Source organism: Reyranella aquatilis (assembly GCF_020880995.1).
Taxonomy (GTDB): Bacteria; Pseudomonadota; Alphaproteobacteria; order Reyranellales; family Reyranellaceae; genus Reyranella; species Reyranella aquatilis.
The window spans coordinates 257,094-281,906 of the sequence record NZ_JAJISD010000003.1 but is presented as its reverse complement, the minus strand read 5'-3'; the positions used below and the strand labels follow the sequence as shown (position 1 = coordinate 281,906).

Genomic DNA, 24,813 nt, shown 5'->3' with positions numbered 1-24,813 from the left:
CATGAGCGCCACCACCGACTTCGTTGCCGCGCAGGCGGAGAACCGCCGCAACACGATGCTGCTGCTGGTCGCGCTGACGGCTCTGGCGGCTCTGGTCGGTTACCTGATCGGCGCGCTACTGGAGGGCGAGTCGTCGGGTGCCCTGCCTGCGGTCAGTCCGGTCGGCGTCGCGGGCGCGGGCCTGATGGCCATCGCCAGCATCGGCTGGAGTGCGATCTCGCTCGCCGTCGGCGACCGGATGGTGCTCGGCATGGCCGGCGCGAAGGAGATCGAGAAGCAGGACGCACCACAGCTCTACAACGTGGTCGAGGAGATCTCGATCGCGGCCGGCGTGCCGATGCCGAGGGTCATGGTGCTGGAGACCGACGCGCTGAATGCCTTCGCCACCGGCAACAAGGTCGGCAGCGGCACCATCGCCGTCACGCGCGGGCTGCTGAATTCGCTGAACCGCGACGAATTGCAGGGCGTGGTGGCACACGAGATGGCGCATCTGCGCAACCTCGACACGCGCTACATGGTGGTGGTCGGCGTCACCGTCGGCCTGATCGCGCTGGTGTGCGACATGGCTCTGCGCACGATGAACTGGGGCTCGACCCGCAGCAGCGACCGCAAGGGCAGCTCGGGCGGCGGCATCCTGATCGTCATCCTCCTCGTCGTCGCGATCCTGGCGCCGATTGCCGCCAAGGCTGTCCAGATGGCGGTATCGCGCCAGCGCGAGTATCTCGCCGATGCGACCTCCGTGCAGTTCACGCGCAATCCGAACGGCCTCATCTCCGCGCTGGGCAAGCTCGCGGAGAAGGCCGCACCCTTTCCAGGAGTGAGTCGTGCCACGCAGCATCTCTTCATCGTCAACCCGATCAACCAGTTCACCGCGAAGACTCCGGCGCTCCTCGCCACGCATCCCGATATCGCGGATCGCATCGCTCGCCTGCGCAATCTGGGCGGCTAGCACCGGCCTCGCGGCGGCCTTCGACCTGCAGGGCCATCGCGGCGCGCGCGGGCTGGCGCCCGAGAACACGCTGGCAGCCTTCAAGCTGGCGCAGGATCTCGGCGTCACCACGCTCGAGACCGACCTCGCGGTGACGCGCGACGGCGTCGTCGTCATCAGCCACGATCCGGTACTCAATCCCGACCTGACGCGGGGCCCGGACGGGCAATGGCTCGCCACGGCCGGCCCCCCGATTCGCACGCTGACGCTCGACGAACTCAGGCGTTACGACATCGGCCGCGTGAACCCGGCCAGCAAGTACGGCCAGCAGTACCCCGAACAGAAGCCGGCCGACGGCCAGCGCTTCCCCACCCTGGCCGAATTCTTCGCGCAGGCCGCGTCCGGGGTCCGCTTCAACGTCGAGATCAAGACCGATCCGGCCAAGCCCGATCTGACGCTCGACCCGGCCGCCTTCGCCCGGCTGGCGGTCGAAGACATCCGGAAGGGCAAGGCCGAGGCTCGAACGACGCTTCAGTCCTTCGACTGGCGCGGCCTGATCGAGGCAAAGAAGCTGGCGCCCGAAATCGCCACCGCCTGCCTGTCGATCGAAAGCGCCAACTTCGACACGGTCCAGCGCGCCGGCGGCCGTCCTTCGCCCTGGCTGGGCAGGCTCGACCTGGCGGCCCATGGCGGCTCCGTGCCGCGGCTGGCAAAGGCGGCCGGCTGCGCCGTGTGGTCGCCCTTCTGGCGCAACGTCACGGCCGAAAACGTCAGGGAGGCGCAGGCGCTCGGCCTGAAGGTCGTCCCCTGGACGGTCAATGCGCCGGCCGAAATGGAGCGGCTGATCGACCTCGGCGTGGACGGGCTGATCACCGACTATCCGGATCGCGGCCTGAGAGTTCTTGCATCCAAAGGGCTGAAATCTCGCTAGGCGGTTGACTCCCGTCCGACTGTGTTCTGTATACAGAGAATGCGTCCCATTCTTCCCGAGCCCGATCTTTCAGAGCGCATCCACGATTCCGTCCTCGAGGCGATCTGCTCCGGGGAACTGAAAGCGGGGGCCCGAATCACACAGGAAGAGATTGCCCAGAAGTTCGGGGTGTCGCGCCAGCCGGTCCTGCAAGCGATGATGCTGCTGCGCCGCGAGGGCTTCCTGATCGACGCCGGCCGCAAGGGTGTCTGCGTCGCCCCGCTCGACGTCCAGCAGGCGCGCAATCTCTATGTCGTCCGTGCCGCCTTGGACGGCGCCGCCGCCCGCCTCGCCGCCTCCAACTACACACCGCATCTCGTGCAGCGCGGCCGCGCCCTGCTCGATGTCGGCCGTCGCGCGGTGGCGAGCGGCTACGTGCCCTCGGTCATCGAGGCCGACATCGACTTCCACCTCTTCGTCTACGAGGCCTCGGGTAATCCGCTGATCGGGGAAACCGCCCAGCCGCACTGGCAGCATCTGCGCCGGGTGATGGCTGCGGCGCTGAGCGAAGAGGATCTGCGCATCAGCGTCTGGGACGAGCACGAAGGCATCCTGCGCGCGCTAGAGGCGGGCCAGGCCGCCGAGGCCGAGGCGCTCTGCCGCGGCCATGCCGAGCAGATGGCCGACATCCTGACGGGACGATTGAAGGTCGTGATTTCCCGCGCCGCCTGAAGACGGCGCTTTCCACGAAGCAAGACGACAAGGCAAAGGAGGAACCGCCATGAAGCTCACCTCTGAGCAGCTGAAGCAATTCGACGAAGAGGGCTATCTCTTCTTCCCGGAATACTTCTCGCCGGAAGAGACGCAGATCCTGAAGAGCTCGGTGCCCGAGGTGTTCGCGCAGCGCCGGCCCGAGAACGTGCGCGAGAAGAGCGGCGACGTGGTGCGCACCGCCTTCGCGGTCCACACCTATCATCCGGTGTTCGAGGCGCTGGTCCATCATCCGCGCTTCGTGGAACCCGCCGAACAGCTCCTGAAGGACAAGACCTACATCCATCAGTTCAAGATCAACGGGAAGGCCGCCTTCGACGGCGATGTCTGGCAGTGGCACCAGGACTACGGCACTTGGAAGGCCGACGACGACATGCCCGAGGCGCGCGCCATGAACCTCGCGGTGTTCATCGACGAGGTGAACGAGTTCAACGGCCCGCTCTGGTTCATCCCGAAGAGCCACAAGAAGGGCGCCATCGAGGCCAAGCACGACCTCACCACCACCTCCTATCCGCTGTGGACGATCGACAACGACACGATCGCCAAGCTGGTCGGCCAGGGCGGCATCGTCGCGCCCAAGGGCGGCCCAGGCTCGGCGATCTTCTTCCATGGCACGCTGGTCCATGGCAGCCCGCCCAATATGTCGCCGTGGGACCGCCAGATCATCTACGTGACCTACAACGCGGTGAGCAACGCGATCCGCCAGTTCAAGCGGCCGGACTACATCGCCCATCGCGATTTCACGCCGGTCGACGCCTGGGAGGACGATGCGGTGATCCGCGCCGTCAACCGCAAGGTCGCGGCGGAATAAGACAAGAAACCCGGGAGGAAATCATGAGTCTCCACCGCATGCTTCTGGCCCGCGCGGCCGAAGCCAATCCGCTGCGCATCGGCGTCATCGGCGCCGGCAAGTTCGGCTCGATGTACCTGTCGCAGATCCCGACGACGCCGGGCATCCACCTGCTGGGCATTGCCGACCTGTCGCCCGACCGCGCGCGCGAGAACCTGGCGCGGCTGGGCTGGAAGCCCGACGTGACGCAGGCCAGCTCCTTCGCGGACGCGCGTAAGCACGGCAGCACCCATCTCACCGACGACTGGCGCGCGCTGGTCAGCCATCCCGAGATCGACATCATCGTCGAATCGACCGGCGACCCGATCGCCGCCGTCGAACATGCGCTCGAAGCCTTCAGGCACGGCAAGCACGTGGTGATGGTGACGGTGGAGGCCGACGCCTTCTGCGGCCCGCTGCTCGCAAAGCGCGCCGCCGCCGCCGGCGTGATCTATTCGCTGGCCTATGGCGATCAGCCGGCGCTGATCTGCGAGCTGGTCGACTGGGCGCGCACCTCGGGCTTCGAGGTCACGGCGGCCGGGCGCGGCCACAAGTGGCTGCCGCACTTCGCGCAGTCGACGCCCGAGACCGTGTGGAAATACTGGGGCCTCAACGAGGAGCAGGCCAAGCGCGGCGGCCTGAACCCCAAGATGTTCAACTCCTTCCTCGACGGCTCCAAGCCGGCCATCGAGAGCACCGCGGTCGCCAACGCCACCGGCCTCACGCCGGCGCCGGACGGCCTCGCCTTCCCGCCCTGTTCCGTGGAGGACCTGCCCTTCGTCATGCGGCCGATCTCCGAGGGCGGCCAGCTGCATCACAAGGGCCAGGTCGAAGTCGCCTCGTCGCTGGAGAAGGACGGGCGCGCCATCCCCTACGAGATCCGCAAGGGCGTGTGGGTCGTGTTCGAGGCGGCCACCGAGTACCAGAAGAACTGCTTCGAGGAGTACATGCTGCAAACCGACCCGAGCGGCCGGTACTCGGTCATGTACAAGCGCTGGCACCTGATCGGCCTCGAGGTCGGCATGTCGGTCGCCTCGATCGGCCTGCGCAAGGAACCGACCGGCACGCCGATCGGCTTCCACGCCGACGTCATCGCCACCGCCAAGCGCGACCTCAAGCCCGGCGAGATGCTGGACGGCGAGGGCGGCTACACGGTCTACGGCAAGCTGTTCCCGTCGGAGAAGTCGACCGGCCTCGGCAGCCTGCCGCTCGGCCTCGCCCACAACGTCAAGCTGGTGAAGCCGATCAAGGCCGGCCAGTCGCTGACCTACGCCGACGTGGTGATGGACGAGTCCCTGACCGCCGTGAAGCTCCGCCGCGAGATGGAACGCGACTTCGCCCCGGCTGCGTCGAAGATCGCGGCACAGTAAGGCGCCAACCAAATCGCTCTCTGATCAGCCCAACGGCCGAGCCATGCTCGGCCGTTGTTCGTTTGACGACACATAATGTTCATGTGAAAGTCATCTGAACGAAAACAACGATCTGCATGTTCACTTGAACCATGCAGACCGAATGGGACAGGAAACGGGCTCAGGAACCGGGAATGCAGGCGGAAGATCGCGCCCGCGCCATCGTCGAACGCGTCCGGGGGGACGGCTTCCAGGCGATCGAGGCGCTGGCTCTCCAGTTCGGCGTCACGCCGCAGACGATCCGGCGCGACGTGAACCTGCTGTGCGACCGCGGCCTGCTGCGCCGGCGCCATGGCGGCGTCGAGCTGCCGCCCGAGGGCGAGAACCTCGCCTATCCCGCCCGCCAGGTGCTGAACATCGACGCCAAGCGCCGCATCGCCCAGCTCGTGGCGCGCGAGGTGCCCGATGGCGCCTCGCTGTTCTTCGGCATCGGCACCACGCCCGAGCAATGCGCGCTGGCGCTCGCCGACCATTCCGGCCTGAGGGTCATGACCAACAACCTGAACGTCGCGATGGCGCTGAGCCGCAGCGCGTCCTGCGAGATCACCGTCGCCGGCGGCCGCCTGCGCAACCTCGATCGCGACGTGGTGGCGGGCGAGGCGCACGGCTTCTTCGGCCGCTTCGCCGCGGACATCGGCATCTATGGCGTGGGCGGCGTCGCGGAGGACGGCACCCTGCTCGACTTCGGCACCGACGAGGTGACGATGCGCACCACCCTGACGCAGCATTGCCGCCAGCGTTTCCTGGTCCTCGATCATTCCAAGTTCGGCCGCGGCGGCACGGTGCGAGGCGGCAACATCACCGAGGCGAGTGTGGTGTTCACCGACCGCCCGGCGCCCGCCGCCATCGCCGACAGCCTGCGCGAGGCCGGAGTCCGGCTCATGTACTGGCCGGACGACGACGCGCCCGGCGCATCGACAAGTCAAACAAGGAGGGGTTGATCTCATGCTGAAGAAACTGGCCATTGCGGCCGCCCTGGGCATCGCCGCCCTGGGCAACGTCACGGGCGCCGCCGCCCAGCAGCGGGCCATCTGCTACAACTGCCCGCCGGAATGGGCCGACTGGGGCTCGCAGCTCAAGGCCATCCAGGCCAAGCTCGGCATCCAGGTCCCGCCGGACAACAAGAACTCCGGCCAGGCCATCGCCGCGCTGATCGCCGAGAAGGCCAATCCCGTGGCCGACGTCACCTATCTCGGCGGCATCGCGGCCGATCCAGCCAAGGATGCCGGCGTGCTGACGCCCTACAAGCCCAAGAACTGGGAGAAGATCCCGGCCGACCTCAAGGATCCGGACGGCAACTGGTTCACCATCCACTCCGGCACGCTCGGCCTGTTCGTGAACAAGGCCGCGCTCGGCAACAAGCCGGTGCCGCAGAGCTGGGCCGACCTGCTGAAGCCGGAATACAAGGGCCTCGTCGGCTATCTCGACCCGACCTCGGCCGCCGTCGGCCAGCTCGGCGTGATGGCGATCAACCTCGCGCTGGGCGGCACCTACGACAATCTCGATCCAGCCATCAAGTTCTTCAAGGAGCTGGCCAAGAACCAGCCGATCGTGCCGAAGCAGACTTCGTATGCCCGCGTGATCTCGGGCGAAATCCCGATCCTGCTCGACTACGACTTCAACGCCTATCGCGGCCAGTACACCGACAAGGCGCCGGTGCAGTTCGTCATCCCGAAGGAGGGCACGCTGGTGTTCCCCTACGTGATGGGCCTGGTGAACAAGGGACCCAATCCCGACAACGGCAAGAAGGTGCTGGACTTCGTCCTGTCCGACGAGAGCCAGGCGATGTGGGGCAACGCCTATCTGCGTCCCGTCTTCGCCGACCGGCTGTCGGCCGAAGCCAAGGCGAAGTTCCTGCCCGACGCGGAATATGCCCGCGCCAAGCCGGTGGACCTCAAGAGCCTCGCCAAGGCGCAGCCGCAGATCGTGGAGCGCTACCGCAAGGAAGTGAACTGACGTCCAACACGGAACGGCGGGGCGGCGGCAAGATCGTCGCCCCGCTGCTCTCGCCTACGACCTCACCCTGAGGAGCGCTCCGAAGGAGCGCGTCTCGAAGGGTGGGCACGAGCACCTCGCCTGTTGCCCATCCTTCGAGACGGCGCTGAGTTTACCCCGAGGTATTCGAGGGGCGCCTCCTCAGGATGAGGGATGTGCCAAGAGGAACCACAAAGAATGCGGAACGAACTCCGCCGACTGATCTTCCTGCTGCTGCCGGCCGGCATCTTCTTCGCAGGCTTCTTCCTGCTGCCGATGGCGCGGCTTTTCTTCATCGGCGGCAGCGGCAAGACGGGGTGGGCGGCCTATGCCGCGATCCTGACCGACTCCAACTATTTCAACAGCCTCCTCTCCACGCTCGCCGTGGCAGCGGCGACGACGGCCGCGACCCTCATCATCAGCGGCATCTCCGGCGTGTTCCTGCAGCGCAACAGGTTCCCCGGCAACGGCATGCTGGTGGCGATGCTGACCTTTCCGCTGGCTTTTCCCGGCGTGGTGATCGGCTTCATGGTGATCATGCTGGCCGGCCGGCAGGGGCTGATCGGCCAGGTCACGCAGGCGCTGACCGGCGAGAAGCTGGTCTTCGCCTACACGCTCTCCGGCCTGTTCATGGGCTATGTCTATTTCTCGATCCCGCGCACCATCCTCACCGTGATGGCGGCGGCCGAAAAGCTCGACCCCAAGCTCGAGGAAGCGGCCCGCTCGCTAGGCGCCTCGCCCTGGCGCGTCGTGCTCGACGTCATCATTCCCGGGCTGAAGCCCGCCTTCATCTCCGCGGGCGCGATCTGCTTCGCCACGGCGGTCGGCGCGTTCGGCACGGCCTTCACGCTCGCGGCCAAGATCAACGTGCTGCCGATGGTGATCTACACCGAGTTCACCCTGTCGGCGAACATCGCCATGGCGGCGGCGCTGAGCTTCGTGCTGGGCGCCGTCACCTGGATCGTGCTCGCCCTGGCGCGCACCGCCGCCGGCTCCAGCGTCGCGGCGGCAGGCTAACATGAAGCGCCGCGGCCTCTTCTTCCTGCAGCTCGGCTTCACGCTGTTCGTCTGCGCCTTCCTGATCGTGCCGATGATCCTCTCGATCATGGCCGGCCTCACCGTGAACTACTTCGTGGGCATCGAGAGCGGCCTCACGCTGCGTTGGGTCATGGAGGTGTGGAACGGCTATCGCGACACGATCTTCCTGTCGATCGGGCTGGCATTGGCCTGCCTCGCCGCCACGCTCGTCCTCGGCATTCCCGCCGCCTATGTGCTGGCCAAGCGCCAGAACGCGCTGACCCGCGCCATCGAGGAACTGCTGGTGATGCCGGTCGCGGTCCCGGGCCTCGCCACCGCGCTGGCCCTGATCGTGACCTATGGCAGCCTGTCGGGCTTCCGCACCTCGTGGGCCTTCATCCTGGTGGGCCACGTGCTCTTCACGCTGCCCTTCATGGTGCGCAGCGTGCTCGCCGTGCTGATGGCGATCGACCTCAAGACGCTCGAGGAAGGCGCCGCCTCGCTGGGCGCCGGCTTCTGGGAACGCTTTCGCGACATCGTGCTGCCCAACTGCCGGCAGGGCATCCTCGCCGGTTCGTTGATGGTGGTGACGCTGTCGATGGGCGAGTTCAACATGACATGGCTGCTGCACACGCCGTTCACCAAGACACTGCCTGTGGGCCTGGCCGACGCCTATGCGTCGCTGCGACTCGAGATCGGCAGCGCCTACACGCTCGTCTTCTTCATCATGATCGTGCCCTTGCTGCTGGCCATGCAGGCTTTCGCCAAGCCGCGGCCCGCGAAGTTCGTGGCGGAGGAAACAGAATGACCGGAACCGGCAAACCCGTCTCGATCGCGCTCGCGAACTGCGCCAAGACCTTCGCCGACGGCACCCGCGCACTGGAGCCGCTCGATCTCGCCATCCATGCCGGCGAGACCGTGGTGTTCCTCGGGCCCTCGGGCTGCGGCAAGACCACGACGCTGCGCATCATCGCCGGGCTGGAAGAGCCCGATGCCGGCGGCAAGGTGCTGTTCGACGGCGTCGACGTCACGCACCTGCCGATCGAGCAGCGCAATGTCGGCATGGTGTTCCAGTCCTACGCGCTGTTCCCGAACATGACCGTGGCCGGCAACGTCGGCTACGGGCTGCGCATCCGCAAGGTACCCGACGCGCAGGTGAAGGCCCGCGTCTCGGAGATGCTGGCGATGATGCAGATCACGCGGCTGGCCGACCGCCGCATCGACCAGCTCTCGGGCGGCCAGCGCCAGCGCGTGGCGCTCGCCCGCGCCATCGCGGTCCGGCCGCGCGCCCTGCTGCTCGACGAGCCGCTGACCGCGCTGGACGCCAAGCTGCGCGACACGCTGCGGCTCGACATCGATTCGCTGCTGCGTTCGCTCGGCATCACCGCGATCTACGTCACGCACGACCAGGCCGAGGCCATGGCGCTAGGCGACCGCATCGTCGTCATGGAACACGGGCGGGTCGCCCAGATCGGCAAGCCGCGCGAGATCTATCAGCGCCCCGCGACGCGCTTCGTCGCCGACTTCATCGGCACGATGAACCGGCTGACCGGCACGGCCCGCGACGGCGTCTTCCGCTGCAAGGCCGGGGCCGTCGCCTGGCCGGAAGCACCCGCCACCGCGACCGAGATCCTGTTCCGGCCCGAGGACATCCGCGTCGCCGGGAGCGGCGAGGCCGCGAGCCTACAGGGAACGGTCGCCTCGGCCTTCTTCCTCGGCGACCGCACGCGGCTGTTCGTCGATGTCGGCGAGGAGCGGCCGCTGGTCATCGAGAGCACGGCACGGCGCGATTTCCAGCATGGCGAGGCGGTGGGCCTGGCCATCGATCCGCGCGGCCTGCTGGTCCTGTGAGGAGCCTGCCATGCTGATTGCCCAGATCACCGACACCCACATCAAGCTGCCCGGCAAGCTCGCCTACCGGAAGGTCGACACGGCCGCCATGCTGCGCCGCTGTGTTCAGGAGCTCGTGGCGCTCAGCCCGCAGCCCGATATCGTGCTGCTGACCGGCGACCTGGTCGATCTCGGCCGGCCCGAGGAATACGATCACCTGAAGTCGATCCTGGCGCCGATCCGGCAGCGCATCATCGCCATACCCGGCAATCACGACGAGCGCGAGGCGATGCGCGACGCGTTCCGCGGCGGCGGCTACCTGCCGGCCGGCGGGAAATTCCTGCAGTTCGCGATCGACGACTATCCGCTGCGTCTGGTTGGCCTCGACACGCTGATCCCCGGCCAGGGCGGCGGCGAGCTCTGCCGCGAGCGGCTCGACTGGCTCGACCGGACGCTGGCCGACAAGCCCGAAGCGCCGACCCTGGTGATGATGCACCATCCGCCCTTCGTCACCGGCATCGGCCATATGGACAAGATCGGCCTGCTGGGCCGCGAGGCCTTTGCCGACATCGTGGCCAAACACGCCCAGATCGAGCTGATCCTGTGCGGCCATCTCCATCGCACGATCCACGCCCAGGTCGGCGGCCGGCCGGCGATGACCTGCCCCAGCCCCGCGCATCAGGTCGCGCTCGACATCCATCCCGATGCGCCGAGCCGCTTCTGCATGGAGCCGCCGGGATTCATGCTGCACTGGTGGAACGACGGCCAGCTCGTGACCCACACCGCCGTCATCGGCGACTACGAGGGGCCGTTCCCGTTCTTCGACGCCGACGGAAAGCTGATCGATTGAATTGATGGCGCGGAGCGTTGCTCCAATACCGTTTTCATCCCGAGCGTAGCGAGGGACATTTAGCGTAACGGCGCCCGATCAAAGGTCCCTTGCTATGCTCGGGATGACAAAGGGGCCGTGCTCGACGCTCGCGTCAGGCGGCTCAGATCGCGTGCTCGGGATCCTTGGCTTTCGCCTTGACCGGGCCGCGTTCGGCCTCCTCGCGCTCCTGTTCCTTGCGGGCCTTCAGGAGCTTGCGCAGGATCATGTTCCGCTTGAGCGCCGAGATGTGGTCGATGAACAGCACACCATCGAGATGGTCGATCTCGTGCTGCACGCAGGTGGCCAGCAGGCCGTCGCAGGCCAGCTCCTGCACCAGACCGTCCCGATCGAGATACCTGACCTTCACTGTCGCCGGCCGGACAACGTCGGAATAGTGGTCGGGCACCGAGAGGCAGCCTTCCTCGTAGGAAGCGTCTTCGTCAGAAGCCTCGACGATCTCGGGATTGGCCATGAACAGCGGGCCGGTCTTGGTGTCCTCGCGATCGATGTCGAGCACGATGACGCGCTTCAGAACGCCGACCTGCGGCGCGGCCAGGCCGATGCCGGGCGCGTCGTACATCGTCTCCAGCATGTCATCCATGAGCTGGCGCACGCCGTCGTCGACGGTCTCGACGGGCAGGGACTTCTTCTTGAGGCGGGGATCGGGCGCCGTGAGGATGGGCAGGAGAGCCATCGGGCCTAACTATGCAGGGAAATGGGGTTTTTCAAGGTCGGGCGGACTCAGGCGCGGCGCACCATGGTGCCGACGCCCGCCTCCGTGAAGACCTCGAGCAGGAGGCAATGCGGCACCCGCCCGTCCATGATGACGGCGGCTTCGACGCCCGAATTCACCGCGTCGATGCAGTTCTCGACCTTGGGGATCATGCCGCCTGAGATCGTACCATCGGCGATCAGGGCACGCGCCTGCTCGATCGTCATCTCGGGGATCACCTTGCCGTCCTTGCCCAGCACACCCGGCACGTCGGTCAGGAACAGCAAGCGCTTGGCCTTCATGGCGCCGGCGATGGCGCCGGCCGAGGTGTCGGCGTTGATGTTGTAGGTCAGCTCGTCGTTGACGCCGAAGCCGATCGGGGCGACCACCGGGATCACGTCGGCGCGGCGCAGCTGCTCCAGCACCATCACGTTGATCTTGGCGGGCTCGCCGACCTGCTTCAGGTCCACCTTCAGCAGCTCGCCGGTCTTGGGGTCCCGGGTCTCGGTCATCTTCTTGGCGAGGATCAGGTTGCCGTCCTTGCCGCAGATGCCGACCGCGATGCCGCCGCACTCGTTGATGTCGGCCACGATCGCCTTGTTGATCGAGCCGGCCAGCACCATCTCCACGATCTCCATCGTCGCGGCGTCGGTGACACGCAGCCCGTTCACGAAGGTGCTCTTGATGCCGACCCGCTCAAGCATCTTGTTGATCTGGGGACCGCCGCCATGGACCACGATCGGGTTCATGCCGACCTGCTTCATCAGCACCACGTCGCGGGCGACCAGGTCGCCGAGCTTCGGATCGGTCATGGCGTGGCCGCCATATTTCACCACGAAGGTCGCGTCGTTGTGCCGGCGCATGTAGGGCAGCGCCTTGGAAATGGTCTCCGCCATGCGGATGAGACGCTTCTGCTCCTTGTCCGGTTGAACAGCCTCGGCCATTTCCAGCATCCCCAGTTGAACGAAAGCCCTCTCCGCGCGGGAGAGGGCCAAGGCGCATAATATATCAGGCGGGTCGCGGATAGAAGAACCGGCCCCGCCGCGTCAGGATGTCCGCATGGCAGCTTCATCCGTTTTCGACAGCGAAACCCTGGCAAATCGCGGCTTCGCCGTGGCGAAGAACCTGATCGACGCCGACGAATGCCGGAGGCTGGCGGCCCTGTGGCCCGAGCAGGCCCGGTTCCGCAAGCACATCGTCATGCAGCGCCACGGCTACGGTCAGGGCGAGTACCAGTATTTCGCCTACGACCTGCCCGCACCCGTCGAGCGGCTGCGGCAGGCGCTCTATCCGGCGCTCGCAGAGGTCGCCAACCGCTGGAACGAGCGGCTTGGAAAGCCCAGGCGCTTCCCTGCCACCCTCGATGCCTGGCTGCGCGAGTGCCACGAGGCCGGCCAGACGCGGCCGACGCCGCTGCTGTTGCGCTACGGGCCCGGCGACTACAACTGCCTGCACCGCGACCTCTACGGCGAAATGGTGTTCCCGCTGCAGGTCGTCGTGCTGCTGAGCGCACCCGGCCGGGATTTCTCCGGCGGCGAATTCATGCTGGTCGAGCAGCGGCCGCGCATGCAATCGCGCGGCGAGGTCGTGCCCCTCGAACAGGGTGATGCCGCGATCTTCGCAGTCAACGAACGGCCAGCCAGGGGCGTGCGCGGCTGGCATCGCACCGCCCTGCGCCACGGCGTCTCGAGCCTGCGCCACGGCGAGCGCTTCACCCTCGGCCTGATCTTCCACGACGCGGCTTAGCCTTGCGATGTCATCTGTCATTGGAGCGCGCCACTCCAGTGGCGCATCAAGCTCGTGAGCGCCACTGGAGTGGCGCGCTCCGTGGCTAAACCTGCGCGACGGCGACGATCTCGGCGCGGAGTTCGGGAATGCCGAAGCCGGTTTCGCTGCTGGTCGGCAAGACCTCGGGATGGGCGGCGCCGTGCTTGCGGGCCACGGCCTCGGCGGCCTTCACCGCAGCCGCGATGTCCGACGCGCGCAGGTAATCGGTCTTGGTCAGCAGGATCTGATAGGAGACCGCGGCGCTGTCGAGGTTGCGCATCGTCTCGCGGTCGCTCTCCTTCACCCCGTGCCGGCCGTCGATCAGCACGAAGATGCGCATCAGGGTCGGGCGGCCGCGCAGATAGGCCGAGGCGAGGTCCTGCCACGTCTCCTTCATCGAGCGCGAGACCTTGGCGAAGCCGTAGCCCGGCAGGTCGACCAGCATCAGCCGGTCGGCCAGGTTGAAGAAATTGACCTGGCGCGTGTGACCGGGGTTGGCCGAGACGCGCGCCAGGGTGCGCCGGCCGGTGAGCGCATTGACCAGGCTCGACTTGCCGACGTTGGAGCGGCCGGCGAAGGCCACTTCCGGGAGCGAGATGCCGGGCAGCGATTCGACCGAGGCGGCGCCCGAGACGAAGTCGCAGGGGCCGGCAAACAGCTTGCGGGCCGCCTCGAGCTCGGCCGGCGAAAAGCCCTCGTCGGCCGCCGTATCGGGTGACTTGTCCGGCATCAGCCCTTCTTGCCGGATCCCTTGCCGCCTTTCTTGCCGTCGGTGGACGCCGGCGCGGCGGGAAGCGCCGCCGGCACAGGCTTGTTGCCGACCGGCGCGCCGTGGCGGCGCATGATCATGTACTGCTGCGCGATCGACAGGATGTTGCTCCACGCCCAGTAGATCACCAGGCCGGCGGCGAAGGGTGCCAGCATGAAGGTGAAGAGGATGGGCAGGAACTGGAACACGCGCGCCTGCACCGGATCGGTCGGCTGCGGGTTCAGCTTCTGCTGCAGGTACATCGTGACGCCCATGATCATGGGCCAGATGCCGATGTTGAAGAAGTGCAGGAACGACGGAACGTCCCACGGGAACAGGCCGAAGCCGGTCAGGATCGTCAGCGGATCCGGCGCCGAGAGGTCCTTGATCCAGCCGTAGAACGGCTGATGGCGCATCTCGATGGTGGTGTAGAGCACCTTGTAGAGTGCGAAGAACACCGGGATCTGCACCAGGATCGGCAGGCAGCCCGCCGCCGGGTTCACCTTCTCGCGGCGATAGAGCTGCATCAGCTCCTGGTTCATGCGCTGGCGGTCCTCGCCGTAGCGCTCCTTCAGCTTCTCCATCTCGGGCTGGAGACGCTTCATCTTGCTCATCGCCGCGTAGGACTTGTTGGCCAGCGGGAAGAACACCGCCTTCACGATCACGGTCAGCGTCAGGATCGCCAGCCCGAAATTGCCGAGATGCACGTAGAGCCACTCGAGCAGCCAGAACAGCGGCCGCGTGAAGAACGAGAACCAGCCCCAGTCGATCGTCAGGTCGAACTTCTCGATGCCGTACTTGCTCTCGTAGTCGGAGATTACCCGCACGATCTTCGCGCCGGCGAACAGCTTGGCGTCGGTGATGGTCGTCGCGCCCGGCGCTGTGGCGACGCCGCTGCCGACATAGTCGACCTGGTACTTGACGTCGGCGCCCGTGCCGGTCTGCTTGAGCGAAACGTCGACCTTGGACTGCTGGTTGGGGATGAGCGTCGCCATCCAGTACTTGTCGGTGATGCCGACCCAGCCGCCGGTGGTGGAGATCTTCTGCTGCTTGTTGCCCTTGAAGTCGGAGTAGCTGAACTCCTTGAGGGTGCCATTGAAGACGCCGTACGGACCCTCGTGGAGAATGTACATGCCCTCGTAGGTCGGCTCGCCGTAGCGGACGATCAGGCTCCAGGGAAACAACGTGACCGGCTTGTCGGTCTTGTTCTCGATGCTCTGCTTCACGTCGAACATGAAGAATTCGTCGATCGAGATGGTGAGGCCGAACACCAGGCCCTGGCCGTTGTCCCAGGTGAGCTTGACCGGCTTGCCGGGCGCCACGGTCTGCGCGTCGGACGTCCACACCGTGTCGGCGCCCGGGACCTTGATGGCGGGATCCGACGCGGACCAGCCGAACTCGGCGTAATAGGGGTTCTTGCTGCCGATCGGCGAGAGAACCGGCACCGGCGGGCTCTTGGGATCGATGGTCTCGCGATACTTCACGAGCTGGACGTCGTCGATGCGCGCGCCCTTCAGCGAAATCGAGCCGGTCAACTCAGGCGTATTGAAGGTGACGCGCGGCGTGAGCGCGACGGCCTCGCTGCGGCTCACGACCGGCTGCTGCGCCGGAATGCTGCCGGGGCCGGGCGTCGCACCGGGCGCGGTCCCATTCTGGCCGGCCGGCGCCGCCGGCGCGCCCGACTGTGTCGACGCCTGCTGCTGGGCGGTCTGGGTCGCCTGCTTGGACGGCGGGAACGCCACCTGCCAGCCCACGATGATCAGCACCGAGAGGACGATGGCGACGATAAAATTCTTCTGATCCATTTGGCGGCGATCTTTCGTGACGCGTCAGGTGCGCCGGGCGGGGTGACAGGAAAGCGGCGTGCGCGGACGCGCGGCGGCCGGCGGTACGGGATCGTAGCCGCCGGCGCCCCAAGGACCGCAGCGGCACAGGCGATGCGCGGCAAGCCAGGTTCCCCGCAGTCCGCCATGCTTCGACAGGGCCTCGACCGCGTAGGCCGAGCACGATGGCTCGTAGCGGCAGGCACCGACGAAGAAGTAGGCGAGCGTGAGCTGGTAGAAACGAATCGCGCCGCGCAGGACCAAGGACATCATGCGGCCCGGAAACTGGCGATTTAAGCGGCCCGGCGCAAGCAGCCAATGCAGCTCAGGGGGCAGTCATGGCGTCGCGATGGGAAGCGACTTCAGCCGCCGCAACGCCTCCCGGAGCTCCGCCTGCAGGACGGTGAAATCCCGGCCGATGGCTCCCTGCCGGCCGACGAGTACATAATCCTGGTCGGCGCGCGCGCCATGCGGGATCACCAGACGTGCCACTTCGCGCAGACGCCGGCGGACCCGGTTGCGGACGACGGCATTGCCGACCTTGCGGCTGACGGTGAAGCCGACCCGGATGGCCGGAAAGGCGAGGCCGGGCGGAAGGGGGGCAACCTGCAGGACGAAGCCGGGCATGGCACATCGCCGCCCGGCCTGGACGCGCAGGAAGTCGCTACGGTTCGGCAGACGCCCTAGGCGCGCCGGCGGCAAAAGAACTAGGCCGACAGGCGCTTGCGGCCCGACCGACGACGGTTCGCGATGACCTTGCGGCCTCCGACGGTCGCCATACGGGCGCGGAAACCATGACGGCGGGCGCGAACCAGCTTGCTCGGCTGATAGGTGCGTTTCATGACGCAACTCCTTAGAACACAACAAGGCCCCCGCGCGGTGCACCGGGGGCGAAATCCGTGGGCGAGGGTAATAAGCGTGTGCCCCTCCGGAGTCAACGAGGGCTAGGATGCCCCATGCGCCCCATTCTTCACGGCTATCGCTACAGCGTGTACGTCCGGATCGCCCGGCTGGTCTTGGAGGAAAAGGGCGTCGCCTACCAGCGGGCGGAGGTGAACCCCTTCGCCGCCGACGTTCCCGCCGCCTATCTCGCCCTCCATCCCTTCGGGCGCGTGCCCGCCCTGGTGCATGACGGTTTCGCTCTCTACGAGACGGGCGCCATCACGCGCTACATCGATCGGGCCTTCCCAGGACCCGCCCTCCAGCCCGAGGCCCCACGGCGGCTCGCCCGCATGGACCAGATCATCGGCGTGGTGGATGCCTACGCGTACTGGCCGCTCGTGCGGCAGGTCTTTGTGCACGACGTGCTTCGCCCCAGCACGGGAGCGAACGGAGACCCGGCCGAACTGGAGCAGGGGCTGGCGTCGGCCTCGAAGGCACTCGACGCCCTCGAGACGCTGGCCGCGAACGACCGATGGCTCACCGGTCCCGATCTCTCGCTGGCCGACCTTCATTTCGGTGCGATGATCGCCTACTTCGCGCAGTCCCCGCGCGGCGCCGCGCTGTTGGCCGCGCGGCCGCGGCTGGCCGGCTGGTGGCGACAGCTCGCCCGACGCCCGACCCTGGCAACGACGGATCCGGGTCTGCCGTCCTGAGACCGCCGGTCACTCAGGCGTGACAGCATGTGCTTTGAGGATCGGCGTCGCGGCGTCAATATCGGGTCGGGGCGAGACGAAAGGCCAGATGAACGCGTCGACACTGCGCCGGCTGCTGCCAGTGGCGATCCTGCTGGTGGGGCTGGCCATTTTCCTGCTGCTCGGTCTCGAGCGCTATTTCTCCTATGAGATGCTGGCCCGTCACAAGGCGACGCTGACGGCGTGGGTCGCCGCGCACCGTGTGCTGGCGGCCATCGCCTTCATGCTGGTCTATGCCGTCATGGTCGCCTTCTCCCTGCCGGTCGCCATCGTGGCGACTCCGGTCGGCGGCTTCCTGTTCGGCACATGGCCGGGGGCGTTCCTGTCGGTGGTCGGCGCGACCGCGGGCTCCATCGCGGTCTTCCTCGCAGCGCGCTACGCCTTTCGCGATCTCTTCCGCGCGCGCGCCGGCACGCGGCTTGCGCGCTTCGAGGAAGGATTCCGCACCGACGATTTCAGCTATCTCCTGTCGCTGAGGCTGGTGCCGATCTTTCCCTTCTGGCTGGTCAACATCGTGCCGGCCCTGCTGGGTATGCGGCTCAGGCGATATGTGCCCGCGACGATGCTGGGCATCGCGCCCGCCGCGGTGGTCTATTCCAGTGTCGGCTCCGGCCTCGGCCTGGTGCTGAAGAGGGGCGAGCAACCCGATCTCGGCATCGTCTTCGAGTGGCGAATCCTGCTGCCGCTCATGGGCCTGGCGGCACTGTCGCTGGTGCCGGTGATCTACCGGCAGCTGCGCCGGAAGCGCGAGACCTGAGGTGAGTGGGCGGCTCACCCCGGACGTCTGCATCGTCGGCGGCGGTTCGGCCGGACTGGTCGTGGCGTCCGGTGCCGCCCAGCTGGGCCTCGATGTTGTGCTGGTCGAGCGCGGACTCATGGGTGGCGACTGCCTCAACTTCGGATGCGTGCCGTCGAAGGCACTGATCGCGGCCGCCCGCGCGGCGCAGGCACAGCGAAGCGGCGCGGCGTTCGGCATCGCCCCCGTCGAGCCAGCGGTCGATTTCGACAAGGTGATGGATCACGTCGCAACCGTGATCGCCGCGATCGCGCCGAACGACTCCGTCGAACGCTTCGAGAAGCTCGGCGTGCGCGTGCTGCAGGACGAGGCCCGCTTCGTGGCGCGCAACGAGCTGCAGGCGGGCGGCCATCGCATTCTCAGCAAGCGCATCGTGCTGGCGACGGGCTCGCGTCCTGCCTTGCCGCCGGTGCCGGGCCTGACGGAAGTTCCCCACTTCACCAACGAGACGATCTTCGCCAACCGTACGCTGCCCTCGCATCTGGTTGTGCTGGGCGGCGGACCGATCGGCCTGGAGATGGCGCAGGCCTTCCGGCGGCTCGGCGCGCGCGTCACCGTGCTGGAAGCGGCGACCTGCCTGGCCAAGGACGACCCCGAACTGTCGGCGATCGTGTTGGCCCGGCTGCGCGCCGAGGGGATCGACATCCGCGAGGGAACGCGGGTGGCGTCGGTCGAGCGCGCCGACGGCGGCATCGCGGCCGTGCTCGAAGGCGGCGCGAGGATCGAGGGCTCGCATCTACTTGTCGCGGCCGGGCGCATTCCCAACGTCGAGGCGCTCGACCTCGACAGGGCCGGCATCGCGCACGACCGGCGCGGCATCACCGTCGACGATTCGCTTCGGACCTCCAACCGCAACGTCTGGGCCATCGGCGACTGCAACGGCCGCCCCGCCTTCACGCACATGGCCGGTCACCAGGCCTCGCTGTTCATTCGCGGCGCGCTGTTCCGGGCGCCGGCAAAGCTCGACCCCGCCATCGTGCCGTGGGCGACCTATACCGATCCGGAACTGGCGCAGGTCGGTGCCGGCGAACGCGAGGCGCGCGCAAAGCATGGCGACGGCGTCAGGGTGCTGCGCTGGAAGTTCGCCGAGAACGACCGCGCGCAGACCGAATACGAGACCGACGGGCTGGTGAAGGTGATCACCGACCATCGCGGTCGCGTGCTGGGTGCCGGCATTGCCGGGCCGCAGGCCGGCGAATTGATCCAGACCTGGTGCCTGGCCATCGCCGCGGGCCTGAAGATCTCGACCCTGGCGGGATTCGTACCTCCCTATCCGACGCTCGGCGAGACGGCCAAGCGGGCCGCCGGCAGCTATTACGCCGCGAGGCTTTTCGGGCCGCGCACGCGCGGGCTGGTGCGCTTCCTCGCCCGATTGCCGGTCTGGTAAAGTGAGACGATGACCGCCGACGCCACCCTGACGGAACAATCCGTCCGCCCCGCGCAGCGGCGTGGGCTGGCCTTCGGACTGTCGTGGCGCATCCTGGGCCTCGTCATTGTCGCCGTGATGACGGCGGAGGTTGCGATCTTCCTGCCCTCGATCGCACGCTTCCGCCTGGTCTATCTCGAACAGCTGATCGAGAGCGGCACTCTGGCGGCACTGGCCCTCGACGCCACGCCCGACAACATGGTGACCGAACAGGTCAAACGCTCTCTGCTGGCGCATGCGCGCGTCGAGGCCGTCGTGCTGGTCGAACCGAACAAGCCCAAGCGCGCCCTGATGAACATCGAGCCGCGGCCCGAGATGCAGGGCTTCAACCTCAAGGACCGCGGCGCCCTCGGCCTGATCTGGGATGCGCTCGAAGCGATGGCCCGCGACGGCTCGCACTTCATCCGTGTGGGCGGCGAATCGATGCGCCTGCCCGGCGCCATGGTCTGGATCGTGGTCGACGAGCCGCCGATGCGCGCCGCCATGTATGCCTATGCCAGCCGCATCCTCATCCTGTCGATCATCGTCGCGCTGTTCACCGCGTCGTTGCTCTATCTGGCGCTGCGCTGGCTGGTCGTGCGGCCGCTGCAGGACCTGTCCGCCGCCATGACGGCCTTCCGTCGCGCGCCGGAAGAAGCCAAGGCCGAGCGCGGTCCCGTGCGACGCAACGACGAAATCGGCGTGGTCGACCGGGAGTTCCAGATCCTGCAGCGCGAACTGCGGGCCTCGCTGCGCCAGAAATCGCGGCTGGCCGAGGTCGGCGCCGCGACCAACAAGATCAACCACGATCTGCGCAACATGCTCTCGACCGCGCGCCTGCTGTCGGATCGGCTGGCGCGCAGCGACGACGAGCGCACGCGCGCGCTGGCGCCGACCATCCTCAACACGATCGACCGCGCCGCGCGGCTGGCCAGCGACGCGATCGAGTACGTGCGCGACAAGCCCTCGCCCCGGCTGGCCGACGTGGATCTCGCCGATCTGGTCGACGAGGTCGGCGTGGCGCTGCAGGAGCAGGGCGAGGACCACGATCCCAACGCGCTGCGCACCTGGATCAACGAGATCGGGAGCGGCGGCGCCGCGCGATGCGACCGCGACCTGCTCTATCGCGTGTTCATCAACCTGGGACGAAACGCCTTCGAGGCCGGCGCCACGAGCGTGACCGTGCGCGCCCGCCGCAACGGCGGATACCTGCTGCTCGAAGTGTTGGACAACGGACCCGGCGTCCCGCCCGCGGTGGCACGGCAGCTCTTCCAGCCGTTCACGTCCGGCGGACGGCCGGGCGGCACCGGCCTCGGCCTGGCCATCGCCCGCGACCTGGTGCGCCTGCACGGCGGCGACATCGCGCTGATCGAATCGAACGCGCAAGGCACGCTCTTCTGCTTCACGCTGCCGCTCGCCTGACGCGCGGCGGTCAGATCTCGGCCTTCAGCCGTGCGATGAAGCTGCGCACCCGCTCGGCATTGCCGCCGAGATCGGCTTCGCCGATGCGGCTTTTGGAACGGATGTCGATGCGGCTGCCCGGTCCCTGCGGCCGGATGCGCACGACGATGTCGTCTCGAAAGCCGAACCAGGGGCTGGTCGCGACGGCTTCGAGGCGGCCTTCATTGGGGACGCGCGCCACGACGTCCCAGCCCAGCGCTGTGGCCACGCGGTCGACGCGCTTGAAGGCCTCGGCCGGGGGCACGGCCAGTATCACCGGCTCTATGTCGGGGAAGGCAGCGCGCTGGATCGCGGCATTCTCCTTCGGATAGGCGGGCGGATTGGGTGCGCCGCGCCGCAGTTGCGCGGTGGCGACGAGGGGCGGCGGGTTGGCCGTGTCGGTGGTGATGTCGTTGATCGCCGGCCGGTGCTGCGCCTGCAGGAACCAGTGCAGAGGGACCCAGGCGCCGGCCAAGCCGATCGCGATAGCGAGGAAAGCCGCCACGAAGCCCCGTCGGCGGTCGCCCGGCCGTGCCGGCAGCATGGTGCCGAGCCCGAGCGCGATGCCCGCGACCGTGAGATAGAAGCCGTAGCGGAAGACGGCGATGGCCGCCTCGATGTCGAGGCCGAGGTAACGATGCAGCGGGCCGGAGACGGCTACGATCAGCGACCCCACGGTCGCTAAGATGAAGGCGATACGCGCCAGTCGATGACTGATCGGATTGGTCGGCCTAACGAACATCCAGGCTCCGCTGCAGCCGCATCGTACTCGCGAAAAGCGTTCTGCGCATCCGCTCGACAATCTCCGCTTCATTCTCTATGCGGCGTCGATGACGCGCGACTCTACCATCCGGCGCCGGGCCATGGCGGCGGGCCTGATCTCGATTGCCCTGTGGAGCTCGCTCGCCCTGCTCTCCGTGTCGGCGGGCCCGATCCCGCCCTTCCAGATGGTCGCCATGACCTTCGCGGTCGGCGCCACGATCGGCATCGTGCGCGCGCTTTCGCGCGGCGTGGGCTGGGCCGGGCTGGTCGGATGGCCGGCCCGCGTCTGGTTGCTGGGGATCGGCGGCCTGTTCGGCTACCACGCCCTCTATTTCGCCGCCCTCCAGCTCGCCCCGCCGGCCGAAGCCAACCTCATCAACTATCTCTGGCCGTTGCTGATCGTGCTGCTCTCCGCGCCGCTGGCGGGGGAGCGGCTGGGCTGGCCGCATCTGGCCGGCGCCGCCCTCGGATTCGCGGGCGTGGCCCTGCTCGCCCTCGGCCGCGGCCTGAGCTTCGCCGACAGCCATGCGCTGGGCTACCTGCTGGCGCTGGGCTGCGCCTTTGCGTGGTCGATCTACTCGGTGCTGTCGCGCCGCTTCGGCGAGACGCCGACCGATGCGATCGCCGCTTTCTGTGCGGCGTCGGCCGTGCTTTCGCTGGCCTGTCACCTGGCCTTCGAGCACACGGTCTGGCCGGCCAGCGGGACGGCCTGGCTCGCCGTACTGGCGCTGGGCCTCGGGCCGGCGGGATCTGCGTTCTATTTCTGGGATCACGCGGTGAAGCGCGGCGACATCCGCGCGCTGGGCGCCATCTCCTACGCCACGCCCATCCTGTCGACCGCAATCCTGGTGATCGTCGGCCAGGCCGAACCGACCGGCACGCTGATCGCCGCCGCCCTGCTGGTCACGGTCGGCGCCGTGCTGGCCTCGCGAGAACTCTGGAAGCGCTGACGACGCGCTCCATCAGGCGCCCGGACGCCAGCCCGGCGGGGCGAGTTCGAAACCGGCGAAGTCGAAGGCCGGGGCCACGGTGCAGCCGACCAGCGTCCAGTTGCCGAGCGAGCGGGCGGCCTGCCAGACGCCGCGCGGCACCACGATCTGCGGCGACTCGCCGAGGCCGAAATCGCTGCCGAGGCGCAAGTGGCGCGTGGTGCGGCCGTCGTCGCTCATCGACAGTTCGAGCGGCGCGCCCGCGTAATGGTGCCAGACTTCGCCGGCATCGACCCTGTGCCAGTGCGAGCGCTCGCCTGCCTTCAGCAGGAAGAAGATCGCCGTGCTGGCGCCGCGTCCGCCGTTGCCCGACGGATCGGCAGAGCGGAACGTCTCGCGGAAGTGCCCGCCCTCGGGATGCGGCTGTAGACCGAGGCGGGCGATGATCTCGTCGGCGGTCATGTCGATCAGGCCGGCGGCGGGACGGTGGCCTTCATCGACGGCATCTTCGAGAAGGCGGCGAACCACTTGGCGAGCTTCGGGCGCTTGGCCCGCCAGTCGTGGCTGCCGAAGCGGAAGTCGAGATAGCCCAGCGCACAGCCGATCGAGATGGTGCCGATCGTGGGCTTGCCCTTCAGCACCTTGGATTCGGCCTCGAGCTGGTCGAGCACGCCGTCGATCTTCTTCATCTGGCCCTTCGACCAGTCGGGCCAGCGCTTCTCCTCGGGGCGCAGGAAGCTCTCGTAGCGGGCGAGCAACGCGGCATCGAGCAGCCCGTCGGCCATCGCCTGCTGGCGCAGCGCCATCCAGCGCTCGCGCCCCTTGCGCGGGAAGAGCTTGCGGCCCTTGTGCTGGCTGTCCAGGTACTCGCAGATCACGGGCGAGTCGAAGAGATCCATGTTCTTGGTCGACAGCGCCGGGATCTTGCCGATCGGGTTGTGCTTGTCGACGTCGGCATTGGGCGCGACCGGGGTCAGGGCGACGTTCACCATGTCGATCTTCTTGTCGAGGCCGGCCTCGATGGCGAGCACCCTCACCTTGCGGGCATAGGGCGACGAGGGCGCGTAGTAGAGCTTCATCTTGGCCATGCTCGGTCTCTCCTGTCTTCCGGGCGCGTCAGGCGCCGGGCATCTGGGGAATGTCGGTGTCGTTCAGGCGCACCGTGCGGGCGGTGTCGACGAGCTGCTGCCAGGTGGTGGTGTCGATCGGCACGCCGTTCTTCTCCCGGTCGAGCTTGCGCGCCCGTTCCGGCTCGCCCGGCACCAGCACCTCGGCGACGCCGGGCTGCGGCTTGGCGGACTTCACCCAGCCGATGAAGTTGTCGACCTCGTCCTCGAAGAAGGCGGTGCCGCCCATCGAATCCGGATCGATGATGATCGACAGCATGTTGTTGATGATGTCGGTGCCGTCCTTCTTGATCGTGCGCGGGCTGTGCGTGCGGCCGCCGGTCAGCGCGCCGGCCAGCAGATCGCAGATCACCGCCAGGCCGCCGCCCTTGTGCAGGCCGAACGGCAGGATGGCGCCGTAGGGCGCATTGTACATCACGCCGGGCTCGGTGGTGGCCTTGCCCCCCGCGTCGATCAGCAGGCCTTCCTCCATCTGGATTTTCTTGTTGTTGGCGACCCGGACCTTGCCCATCGCCACCTGGCTGGTCGCGAAGTCGAGCACGATCGGTTCCTGCCCCTTGCGCGGAATGGCCGTGCAGTAGGGGTTGGTCGTGAAGCGCGCCTCGGCGCCGCCGAACGGGGCGACCAGCGACTTGTGGCCGTGCACGTTCACCCAATGGGTGCTGACCATGCCGGCGCGCGCGCACTGCTCGCCCCAGTGGCCGATGCGGCCGATATGGTGGGAGTTCTTCAGGCCGACGACGCAGACGCCGTGCTTCTTCGCGCGCTCGATGCCGATGTCCATCGCCTCCTTGGCGATGACCTGGCCGTAGCCGGCGCCGCCATCGACCACGATCACCGCGCCGTTGTCGCGATCGAGCGTGGCGTGATGGTTGCGCTTGCAGGCGCCGTTCATCGTGTTCTGGATGTAATGCGGCATCATGCCGACGCCGTGACTGTCGTGGCCGAACAGGTTGGCCAGCACGAGATGGTCGGCCACGAGCTTCGCTTCCTCGGCGGAGCTGCCGTCGGCCCGGCAGATCGCCATGGTGAAGTCGTGCAGGCGGTCGGGCTTGATGCGGACTTCACCAACGGAACCTTGGCCCTCGGCCATGCCTGTCTCCCTTTCTCGTTTCGGGCGGCAAGGTTCCG

General features: G+C 67.6%; 28 protein-coding genes. 17 read left to right on the top strand and 11 right to left on the bottom strand.

The features are described from left to right. Position 1 precedes the first annotated feature (1 nt). From LJ725_RS09510 to LJ725_RS09460, 11 genes are all read left to right on the top strand, one after another. On the top strand, positions 2-949 hold the full coding sequence (locus tag LJ725_RS09510) for a M48 family metallopeptidase (RefSeq protein WP_230550415.1): 948 nt from the start codon (positions 2-4) through the stop codon (positions 947-949). Further along, positions 837-1,859: a glycerophosphodiester phosphodiesterase gene (locus LJ725_RS09505; RefSeq protein WP_230550584.1), complete on the top strand. Its 1,023-nt coding sequence runs from the start codon at positions 837-839 to the stop codon at positions 1,857-1,859. The genes LJ725_RS09510 and LJ725_RS09505 overlap by 113 nt, the downstream gene beginning before the upstream one ends. A gap of 39 nt (positions 1,860-1,898) precedes the next feature. After that, positions 1,899-2,570 carry a GntR family transcriptional regulator gene (locus LJ725_RS09500; RefSeq protein WP_230550414.1) on the top strand — a complete coding sequence of 224 codons (672 nt, stop codon included), beginning with the start codon at positions 1,899-1,901 and terminating at the stop codon, positions 2,568-2,570. Between the two features lie 49 nt (positions 2,571-2,619). Next, entirely contained in the window at positions 2,620-3,420 is an 801-nt protein-coding gene (locus LJ725_RS09495) for a phytanoyl-CoA dioxygenase family protein (RefSeq protein ID WP_230550413.1), read from the top strand. A 23-nt stretch (positions 3,421-3,443) separates the two neighbouring features. Further along, a complete protein-coding gene (locus tag LJ725_RS09490) occupies positions 3,444-4,808 on the top strand; it encodes an NAD(P)H-dependent oxidoreductase (RefSeq protein WP_230550412.1) in 1,365 nt (454 codons plus the stop codon). Between the two features lie 173 nt (positions 4,809-4,981). Beyond that, complete coding sequence (locus LJ725_RS09485; protein ID WP_230550411.1) at positions 4,982-5,788, top strand: DeoR/GlpR family DNA-binding transcription regulator; 807 nt, start codon at positions 4,982-4,984, stop codon at positions 5,786-5,788. Between the two features lie 4 nt (positions 5,789-5,792). Then, the gene (locus tag LJ725_RS09480) at positions 5,793-6,803 is read left to right on the top strand and encodes an extracellular solute-binding protein (RefSeq protein ID WP_230550410.1); all 1,011 of its coding nucleotides are present in this window, start codon (positions 5,793-5,795) and stop codon (positions 6,801-6,803) included. 216 nt (positions 6,804-7,019) lie between these two features. Beyond that, on the top strand, positions 7,020-7,838 hold the full coding sequence (locus LJ725_RS09475; protein ID WP_230550409.1) for an ABC transporter permease: 819 nt from the start codon (positions 7,020-7,022) through the stop codon (positions 7,836-7,838). 1 nt (position 7,839) lies between these two features. Beyond that, the gene (locus LJ725_RS09470; RefSeq protein ID WP_230550408.1) at positions 7,840-8,646 is read left to right on the top strand and encodes an ABC transporter permease; all 807 of its coding nucleotides are present in this window, start codon (positions 7,840-7,842) and stop codon (positions 8,644-8,646) included. Continuing rightward, entirely contained in the window at positions 8,643-9,689 is a 1,047-nt protein-coding gene (locus LJ725_RS09465) for an ABC transporter ATP-binding protein (RefSeq protein ID WP_230550407.1), read from the top strand. Before LJ725_RS09470 ends, LJ725_RS09465 begins: the two co-directional genes overlap by 4 nt. 10 nt (positions 9,690-9,699) lie before the next feature. After that, on the top strand, positions 9,700-10,518 hold the full coding sequence (locus LJ725_RS09460) for a phosphodiesterase (RefSeq protein ID WP_230550406.1): 819 nt from the start codon (positions 9,700-9,702) through the stop codon (positions 10,516-10,518). 142 nt (positions 10,519-10,660) lie between these two features. Here the strand turns inward: LJ725_RS09460 and def are convergent, their stop codons facing one another. Next, on the bottom strand, positions 10,661-11,233 hold the full coding sequence (gene def / locus LJ725_RS09455) for a peptide deformylase (RefSeq protein ID WP_230550405.1): 573 nt from the start codon (positions 11,231-11,233) through the stop codon (positions 10,661-10,663). A 47-nt stretch (positions 11,234-11,280) separates the two neighbouring features. Next, positions 11,281-12,195 carry an acetylglutamate kinase gene (argB, locus tag LJ725_RS09450; protein ID WP_230550404.1) on the bottom strand — a complete coding sequence of 305 codons (915 nt, stop codon included), beginning with the start codon at positions 12,193-12,195 and terminating at the stop codon, positions 11,281-11,283. 115 nt (positions 12,196-12,310) lie between these two features. On the opposite strand from argB, the gene LJ725_RS09445 reads away from it, so the two are divergent. Continuing rightward, positions 12,311-12,997: a 2OG-Fe(II) oxygenase gene (locus LJ725_RS09445; protein WP_230550403.1), complete on the top strand. Its 687-nt coding sequence runs from the start codon at positions 12,311-12,313 to the stop codon at positions 12,995-12,997. Positions 12,998-13,082: 85 nt separating this feature from the next. On the opposite strand, the gene yihA is transcribed toward LJ725_RS09445, so the two are convergent. From yihA to rpmH, 5 genes are all read right to left on the bottom strand, one after another. After that, positions 13,083-13,748, bottom strand: coding sequence for a ribosome biogenesis GTP-binding protein YihA/YsxC (yihA, locus tag LJ725_RS09440; protein WP_230550402.1), 666 nt, complete (start codon positions 13,746-13,748; stop codon positions 13,083-13,085). After that, entirely contained in the window at positions 13,748-15,571 is a 1,824-nt protein-coding gene (gene yidC / locus LJ725_RS09435; RefSeq protein ID WP_230550401.1) for a membrane protein insertase YidC, read from the bottom strand. The genes yihA and yidC overlap by 1 nt, the downstream gene beginning before the upstream one ends. 24 nt (positions 15,572-15,595) lie before the next feature. Next, positions 15,596-15,862: a membrane protein insertion efficiency factor YidD gene (gene yidD / locus LJ725_RS09430; RefSeq protein WP_230550400.1), complete on the bottom strand. Its 267-nt coding sequence runs from the start codon at positions 15,860-15,862 to the stop codon at positions 15,596-15,598. A gap of 63 nt (positions 15,863-15,925) precedes the next feature. Continuing rightward, the gene (gene rnpA, locus LJ725_RS09425) at positions 15,926-16,291 is read right to left on the bottom strand and encodes a ribonuclease P protein component (protein WP_268990562.1); all 366 of its coding nucleotides are present in this window, start codon (positions 16,289-16,291) and stop codon (positions 15,926-15,928) included. Positions 16,292-16,296: 5 nt separating this feature from the next. Beyond that, a complete protein-coding gene (gene rpmH, locus LJ725_RS09420) occupies positions 16,297-16,431 on the bottom strand; it encodes a 50S ribosomal protein L34 (protein ID WP_230550398.1) in 135 nt (44 codons plus the stop codon). A gap of 114 nt (positions 16,432-16,545) precedes the next feature. On the opposite strand from rpmH, the gene LJ725_RS09415 reads away from it, so the two are divergent. From LJ725_RS09415 to LJ725_RS09400, 4 genes are all read left to right on the top strand, one after another. Continuing rightward, positions 16,546-17,184, top strand: coding sequence for a glutathione S-transferase family protein (locus tag LJ725_RS09415; RefSeq protein WP_230550397.1), 639 nt, complete (start codon positions 16,546-16,548; stop codon positions 17,182-17,184). A gap of 88 nt (positions 17,185-17,272) precedes the next feature. Further along, a complete protein-coding gene (locus tag LJ725_RS09410; RefSeq protein WP_230550396.1) occupies positions 17,273-17,980 on the top strand; it encodes a TVP38/TMEM64 family protein in 708 nt (235 codons plus the stop codon). Between the two features lies 1 nt (position 17,981). Then, positions 17,982-19,406, top strand: a complete 1,425-nt coding sequence (locus tag LJ725_RS09405) for a dihydrolipoyl dehydrogenase family protein (protein WP_230550395.1) — start codon at positions 17,982-17,984, stop codon at positions 19,404-19,406. Between the two features lie 9 nt (positions 19,407-19,415). After that, on the top strand, positions 19,416-20,846 hold the full coding sequence (locus LJ725_RS09400) for a sensor histidine kinase (protein ID WP_230550394.1): 1,431 nt from the start codon (positions 19,416-19,418) through the stop codon (positions 20,844-20,846). Positions 20,847-20,856: 10 nt separating this feature from the next. Here LJ725_RS09400 and LJ725_RS09395 read toward each other — a convergent pair whose 3' ends face one another. Then, positions 20,857-21,606: a DUF1499 domain-containing protein gene (locus LJ725_RS09395; protein WP_230550393.1), complete on the bottom strand. Its 750-nt coding sequence runs from the start codon at positions 21,604-21,606 to the stop codon at positions 20,857-20,859. An 88-nt stretch (positions 21,607-21,694) separates the two neighbouring features. On the opposite strand from LJ725_RS09395, the gene yddG reads away from it, so the two are divergent. After that, a complete protein-coding gene (gene yddG / locus LJ725_RS09390) occupies positions 21,695-22,576 on the top strand; it encodes an aromatic amino acid exporter YddG (RefSeq protein ID WP_230550392.1) in 882 nt (293 codons plus the stop codon). A 12-nt stretch (positions 22,577-22,588) separates the two neighbouring features. Here the strand turns inward: yddG and LJ725_RS09385 are convergent, their stop codons facing one another. From LJ725_RS09385 to LJ725_RS09375, 3 genes are read right to left on the bottom strand one after another with little or no spacing between them, the layout of a single operon-like run. Further along, the gene (locus LJ725_RS09385) at positions 22,589-23,017 is read right to left on the bottom strand and encodes a cupin domain-containing protein (RefSeq protein WP_230550583.1); all 429 of its coding nucleotides are present in this window, start codon (positions 23,015-23,017) and stop codon (positions 22,589-22,591) included. 5 nt (positions 23,018-23,022) lie between these two features. Further along, positions 23,023-23,643 (bottom strand): glutathione S-transferase, encoded by a 621-nt coding sequence (locus tag LJ725_RS09380; protein ID WP_230550391.1) that lies wholly within the window; start codon positions 23,641-23,643, stop codon positions 23,023-23,025. Between the two features lie 28 nt (positions 23,644-23,671). Next, complete coding sequence (locus LJ725_RS09375; RefSeq protein WP_230550390.1) at positions 23,672-24,775, bottom strand: malate/lactate/ureidoglycolate dehydrogenase; 1,104 nt, start codon at positions 24,773-24,775, stop codon at positions 23,672-23,674. Positions 24,776-24,813 lie beyond the last annotated feature (38 nt).